The 6,638-nt window shown below is 67.2% G+C and carries 7 protein-coding genes; all 7 read left to right on the forward strand.

Going from position 1 to position 6,638, the window contains the following annotated elements:
• Positions 1-135: 135 nt before the first annotated feature.
• Positions 136-705 (forward strand): TetR/AcrR family transcriptional regulator, encoded by a 570-nt coding sequence (locus WAZ62_RS03215; protein WP_422642090.1) that lies wholly within the window; start codon positions 136-138, stop codon positions 703-705.
• Between the two features lie 38 nt (positions 706-743).
• A complete protein-coding gene (locus tag WAZ62_RS03220; RefSeq protein ID WP_422642091.1) occupies positions 744-1,553 on the forward strand; it encodes an SDR family oxidoreductase in 810 nt (269 codons plus the stop codon).
• Between the two features lie 89 nt (positions 1,554-1,642).
• The gene (locus tag WAZ62_RS03225; protein WP_422642092.1) at positions 1,643-2,428 is read left to right on the forward strand and encodes a gamma-glutamyl-gamma-aminobutyrate hydrolase family protein; all 786 of its coding nucleotides are present in this window, start codon (positions 1,643-1,645) and stop codon (positions 2,426-2,428) included.
• The gene (locus WAZ62_RS03230; RefSeq protein WP_422642093.1) at positions 2,415-3,755 is read left to right on the forward strand and encodes a glutamine synthetase family protein; all 1,341 of its coding nucleotides are present in this window, start codon (positions 2,415-2,417) and stop codon (positions 3,753-3,755) included. The genes WAZ62_RS03225 and WAZ62_RS03230 overlap by 14 nt, the downstream gene beginning before the upstream one ends.
• Positions 3,756-3,760: 5 nt before the next feature.
• Positions 3,761-4,483 (forward strand): orotidine-5'-phosphate decarboxylase, encoded by a 723-nt coding sequence (gene pyrF, locus WAZ62_RS03235; protein ID WP_422642094.1) that lies wholly within the window; start codon positions 3,761-3,763, stop codon positions 4,481-4,483.
• 77 nt (positions 4,484-4,560) lie between these two features.
• The gene (locus WAZ62_RS03240) at positions 4,561-4,776 is read left to right on the forward strand and encodes a hypothetical protein (protein ID WP_422642095.1); all 216 of its coding nucleotides are present in this window, start codon (positions 4,561-4,563) and stop codon (positions 4,774-4,776) included.
• Between the two features lie 130 nt (positions 4,777-4,906).
• On the forward strand, positions 4,907-6,638 hold a 1,732-nt coding region (locus WAZ62_RS03245; protein WP_422642096.1), incomplete at its 3' end, for a type I secretion system permease/ATPase.

Genomic DNA, 6,638 nt, shown 5'->3' on the forward strand with positions numbered 1-6,638 from the left:
TGACGAGGGCAACCGGTTTCGACATGACTTTTCCTCCCGGTGACGCTATAGCTTCGTCTTGTTCTGGATGATGATGATCATACAGATTCTGCATGATGTCCATCATTCAGAATGTGGGGGCGGAGGAGCGGCGCGATGGGGCATTCCCGGGCACAGAAGCAGGCCAACCACGACCGCATCCTGGCGGCGGCGGTCGATCTGCTGCGTTGCCGGGGGCTGGAGCATACCGGCATCGCCGAGGTGATGCGGGCGGCCGGCCTGACCCATGGCGGCTTCTACAGCCATTTCGAGCGGCGCGAAGCCATGCTCGAACAGGCGCTGGCGGACGCCTTCGCCGCCGATGAGGATCGCCTGATGAAGGCGGTGCGGAAAAGCGGCAAGCAGCAGCGCGTCGCCATGATCGAGGCCTATCTCTCGCCCCGGCACCGCGACGACCCGGCCCATGGCTGCACCGCCGCTGCCCTCGCCGGCGACGTCGCCCGCTCCGACGAGGGGGTGCGGCGGATCTTCACCGCCCAGCTGGAGCGTTACCGCGACCAGATCGCGGGCCTGATCCCGACCGAGCCCGAGGCGGCGAAATCCCATGCCCTGTTCGGCATCGCCGCCATGATCGGCGCCCTGCTGCTGTCCCGGGCGGTCGATGACGAGGCCCTGTCGGACGATATTCTGGACTCGGCGCGGCATCACCTGACCGAGCGCATGTGAACGAGAAACAGCAAAGCAAAAGAGAAAGAGGAGAGCTCATGTCCACCCCCTTCGACTTCACCGGCCAGCATGTCTTCGTGTCCGGCGGCACCAGCGGCATCAACCTCGGCGTCGCCGAAGCCTTCGCCGCGGCGGGCGCGAAAGTCAGCGTGCTGTCGCGCAAACAGGACAAGGTCGATGCCGCCGTCGCCCGGCTGAAGGCGCTCGGCCCCGATGCTCAGGGCTTCGCCGGCGACGTGCGCGACGCCGCCCGCATCGAGGCGGTCTTCGCCGAGGCCGTGGCGACATTCGGCGAGATCGACGTGCTGATTTCGGGCGCGGCCGGCAATTTCCCGGCGCCGGCCCTCGGCATTTCGCCCAATGGCTTCAAGTCGGTGGTCGATATCGACCTCCTGGGCACCTTCCATGTCGTGAAGGGCGCCTTCCCGCACATGAAGAAGCCGGGCGGCTCCATCGTCAATATCTCGGCGCCCCAGGCCTATATTCCGATGGATTTCCAGATGCATGTCTGCGCCGCCAAGGCCGGGGTCGACATGATCACCAAGGTCGGCGCCCTCGAATGGGGCAGTTTTGGCCTCCGCCTGAATTCCGTGGTGCCCGGCCCGATCGAGGACACGGAAGGCATGGCCCGCCTCGCGCCGACGCCCGAGGCGGCGGAAGCGGCGCGCCAGTCGGTGCCCCTTGGCCGCTACGGCACCAAGGCGGATATCGCCAATACCTGCATGTTCCTGGCCAGCCCCTATGCCACCTATATCTCGGGGGCGATCATCCCCGTCGATGGTGGCTGGAGCCTCGGCGGTGTCGCCGCCATGTCGGCGACGATGAAGCGCGCCTTCATGGGCGGCTGAGGGGACAACGGCAAGAGAGGGCGCTTTCGCGAAAAGGCCGGGCGTTGAAGCGGTTGCCCGGCGAAGGCCGGGCGTGGTAGCCGTTGGGCATGTGTGATGCTCCGCTTCCCGTCATCGGCATTCCGGCCTGCACGCGGGCCATCGAAGGCCACCCGTTCAATATCGTCGGCGAGAAATATATCGCCGCCGCGGCCGAGGCGGCGCGCTGCCTGCCGTTGCTGATCCCCAGCCTCAGCCCGCCGCTGCCGGTCGAGGCCGTGCTGGACCGGCTCGACGGCCTGCTGTTCACCGGCAGTCCGTCCAATGTCCACCCCGCCCGCTATCAGGGCGAGGCCAGCCGCCCCGGCACGTTGCACGACGAACAGCGCGACGCGACCACCCTGCCGCTGATTTCGGCCGCGATCGCGCGGGGCCTGCCGGTCTTCGCCATCTGCCGGGGCCACCAGGAACTGAATGTCGCCCTGGGGGGCAGCCTGTTTCAGCATGTCCACGAAGGGCCCGGCCGCCTCGATCATCGCGCGCCCGAGGATCAGCCGATCGAGGTGAAATACGGCCCGGCCCATCCGGTCGCCGTCACCCCGGGCGGGTTGTTCGAGCGACTGACCGGCGAGCACGGCTTTATCGTCAATTCCCTGCACGGCCAGGCCATCGATCGCCTGGCGCCGACGCTGCGCGTCGAGGCGACGGCGCCCGATGGCACGATCGAGGCCGTGACCGCGCCCGACGCGCCCGGCCTTGTCATATCGGTGCAGTGGCATCCAGAATGGAAGGCCCTGGACAATCCGGTGTCCATGCGCCTGTTCGAGGCCTTCGGGGCCGCCGCCCGCCAACATGCGGCGAAACGCAAAGGGATTGGGGCCCATGACGCAGCTTGATACCTGGCTTCACGAAAGACATATCACCGAGGTCGAATGCCTGGTGCCCGACATCTCGGGCGTCGCGCGCGGCAAGATCCTGCCGACCTCGAAATTCCTGAAGAGCCAGACCGATTCCTCGCTGCGCCTGCCCGAGTCGATCTTCTCGCAGACGGTGACCGGCGAATTCATCGATTCCGAGGTGACCGACCCGACCGAGCCGGATGTCATCCTGCGTCCGGACCCGGACACATTGTCGCTGGTGCCCTGGTACGAGGACCCGACCGCCCAGGTGATCAACGACTGCGTCTATCGCGACGGAAGGCCCGTGCCCATGGCGCCGCGCCAGGTGCTGCGCCGGGTGATCGACCTTTACGCCGCCAAGGGCTGGAAGGCGATCGTCGCGCCCGAGCTGGAATTCTATCTCTGCGCCAAGAATGTCGATCCCGACTATCCGCTGCAGCCGCCTGTCGGCCGCTCCGGCCGGGCCGAGACCGGCAGCCAGTCCTATGGCATCGACGCGGTCAATGAATTCGATCCGATCTTCGAGGATGTCTATCAGTACTGCGAGGCGCAGGAACTCGACGTCGACACGCTGATCCACGAAGCTGGCCGCGCCCAGTGCGAGATCAACTTCAATCACGCCGACCCGATGTCGATGGCCGATCAGGCCTTCATGTTCAAGCGCACCGTGCGTCAGGCGGCGATGCGCCACGGCGTCTATGCGACCTTCATGGCCAAGCCCTATTCCGAGGAACCGGGCAGCGCCATGCATATCCACCAGTCGGTGGTCGACATCAAGACCGGGCGCAACCTGTTCTCGGACGCGGAAAGCAACGACACGCCGCTGTTCCGGTCCCATATCGCCGGCCTGCAGAAATTCCTGCCGGCGGCCATGCCGCTGATCGCGCCCAATGTGAATTCCTATCGCCGGCTGACCCGCTTCATGTCCGCGCCGATCAACCTGCACTGGGCCCGGGAAAACCGCACCGCTGGCCTGCGCGTGCCGGAATCGGGGCCGGAAGCCCGCCGGGTCGAGAACCGGGTGCCGGGCGCCGACGCCAATCCCTATCTTGTCATCGCAGCGTCACTGGCCTGCGGCTACCTCGGCATGATAAATGGTCTGGAGCCGACCGATCCGATCAGCGGCAGTGCGTACTCCCGTAAATTTGCCTTGCCACGCTATCTTCCCGATGCTCTGAACAAGCTGAAGGGCGCGAGCGAGCTGGGCGAGGTTCTGGGCGAGGACTTCGTCACCCTGCTCATGGAAGTGAAGCAGGCGGAACATGACGCCTACCAACAGGTGATCTCGGCATGGGAACGCGAACATCTACTGCTGAACGTCTGAGCCCGATGGCCGCGCCACGCATCGACATGTCCCTGCGCGAGCGGCTGATCGTCGCGCTCGACGTGCCGAATGTCGTGCAGGCGCGCAACATGGTCGCGGCGCTGGGCGATACCGTCAGCTTCTACAAGCTCGGCCTGCAGCAGGTCTTCGGCGGCGGCCTCGGCCTTGCCGACGAATTGTTCCGCCTCGGCAAGAAGGTGTTCCTCGACGCCAAGCTGACCGATATCGCGGCGACCGTCGGCAACGCGACGACCAATATCGCCCGCACCGGCACGGAATTCCTGACCGTGACCGGCGACGCCCCCATCGTCCGCGCGGCGGTCGAGGCGCGGGCGAAGGCCGGCGCGCGCAAGCCGCTGATCCTCGCCGTCACCGTGCTGACCTCGCTCGACCAGAAGGATCTCGAGGACATGGGCTTTTCCCTGCCGCTCGACGAACTGGTGGTGCATCGGGCGCTGAAGGCCAAGGAAGCGGGCGCGGACGGCGTCATCGCCTCGGGTTTCGAGGCGGCGAAGCTGCGCGCCCTGCTGGGCCCCGACATGCGCATCGTCACCCCGGGCATCCGTTCGGCCGACAGCCCGAAGGACGACCAGAAGCGGGTGATGACCGCGGGTGAGGCGATCGCCGCCGGGGCCGACCATGTGGTCGTCGGCCGCGACATCCTGCGCAGCAGCGATCCCGCCGCCAAGGCTCGCGCCATTCTCGACGACATCGCCTCGGCTCTCTAGGGCGGGGCGAGGGGTGACATTTCGCGCCGCCATCCCCATATGGCGGTGATGAATTGTCGCTTTCACCGGAGCCTGCCATGAACGACGCCCTGAAAGGTCTGCTGCGGGCCGTCGCCGCGGCGGCCGTGCTGTTCCTCATCCTCACGCTGGCCGCCGGGATCCTCAGCGCGCTCGCCGTGATCATTCCCGTCCTGCTGCTGCTCGGCTTTATTTTCGGCCGGCCGGCCCTGCGCCGTCGCCGCCAGCACATCGTCATCATCGATCACGAACCCGATCCGCGCTTTCGGTCCTGATCCTGGCCGGGGATTACCGCGCACCCCCGCCGCTTTGTCGCTTTGCCCCTTCCCTCGACACGGGGGCCATGCATATTAACAGCTGCATGAGGGTCCCAGGGGAGGGACCCTGCGCGTATCGGGGGAGCATGTGAAAGCGCCGGGTAATTTCGCATTGGTCTGGCTTGTCGCCCGCCACGCGCCGGCCGCGACGGCGGCTGTTGTCTTCGCCAGCCTGTTCATCAATGTCCTGACCCTGATCAGTCCGATGTACATGCTGCAGGTCTATGACCGGGTCCTGCCCAGCCGCAGCGAAGGCACGCTGCTGATGCTGACCATCGCCGTCTGCGGTCTGCTCGGCATCATGAGCCTGCTCGATCGGGCGCGCTCGCGCATCCTGAACGCCATCGCCCTTCGGGTCACGGTCGACATGTCGCGCAAGGGCTTCGATGCCGCCTTTCGCCGCAACCTGCGCAAGGCGACCAACAATGCCTCGGCCCGTCTGTCCGGCGATGTCGAACAGGTGCGGCAGTTCCTGGCCGGTCCCGGTGTTCCCGCCTTCATCGACCTGCCGTGGTCGCCGATCTTCGTGTTCGCTGCCTATATGATGGCCCCGCTCATCGGCCATCTGACCCTGGGCGCCTGCATCATCCTGCTGATCCTGACCGCGCTGTCCGAACTCGCTTCCCGCAAGCCCTCGCAGGCCGGCGCCCAGTTCGGCGCCAAGGCGGCGAGTTTCGCCGAGACCAGCCTGTCCAACGCCCAGACCATTTCGGCCATGGGCATGTTGCCGGCGATCCGCGCCCGCTGGTGGGATGCCTTCGAGGCCGGGCTTGCCTATCAGATGCAGGCCGCCGGGCGGGCCGCGACCCTCAGCGCGCTGTCGCGCTACATCCGCATCACGGTGCAGAGCCTGGTGCTCGGCGCCGGTGCCTATCTCGCCATCGAACAGTTGATCACCCCGGGCGCCATGATCGCCGGCTCGATCATTCTGGGGCGCGGCCTTGCCCCGATCGAACAGGTGGTCGGCGCCTGGCGCGGCTTCGTCACCGCGCGCGGCGCCTATGGCCGCGTCGCCGCCCTGATCGCCGAGAATCCGCCGCCCAAGACCGATGGCGTCGCCATGCCCGCCCCGACCGGCGCCGTGTCGCTGAACGGCGTGATGGCGGCCGCGCCGGACGATGGCCGGATCATCGTGAAGATCGGCGATTTCGCCATCCCGGCCGGCGTCTCCATCGGCGTGGTCGGCCCGAGCGGGGCCGGTAAATCCACCCTCGCCCGCCTGCTGGTCGGCGCCGTGCCCGCGGATCGCGGCGTGGTGCGGATCGACGGCGCCGCCATGGCCGACTGGCCATCGGACGTACTGGGCGCGCGCATCGGCTATCTGCCGCAGGAAGTCGAATTGTTCGACGGCACGGTGGCCGAGAATATCGCCCGTTTCGGCACGCTCGATTCCGAGAAGATCGTGAAGGCGGCCCAGCTGGCCGGGGTGCATGACCTCATCCTCAAGCTGCCCCATGGCTACGAGACCCTGATCGGCAATGCCGGCCGCGCCCTGTCGGGCGGGCAGCGCCAGCGCATCGCCCTCGCCCGGGCGCTGTACGACGACCCCGTGCTGATCGTCCTCGACGAGCCGAACGCCAATCTCGACACCGAGGGCGAGAATGCCCTGATCCAGGCGCTGCGCCAGCTTCGTCGGCGCAAGGCGACCATCGTCCTGATCAGCCACCGCGTGTCCATGGTCGCGCTGATGGAACAGGTCGTCGTCATGCGGGCCGGCGGCATCGAGGCCCAGGGTCCGGCCGAAGAGATCATCGCCAAGCTGCAGGGCCGCCCGGCCCCGGCCGCCGCGCCAGCACCGGCACCGGCACCGGCGCCTCGCC

It is taken from the genome of Zavarzinia sp., assembly GCF_049306435.1.
GTDB lineage: Bacteria > Pseudomonadota > Alphaproteobacteria > Zavarziniales > Zavarziniaceae > Zavarzinia.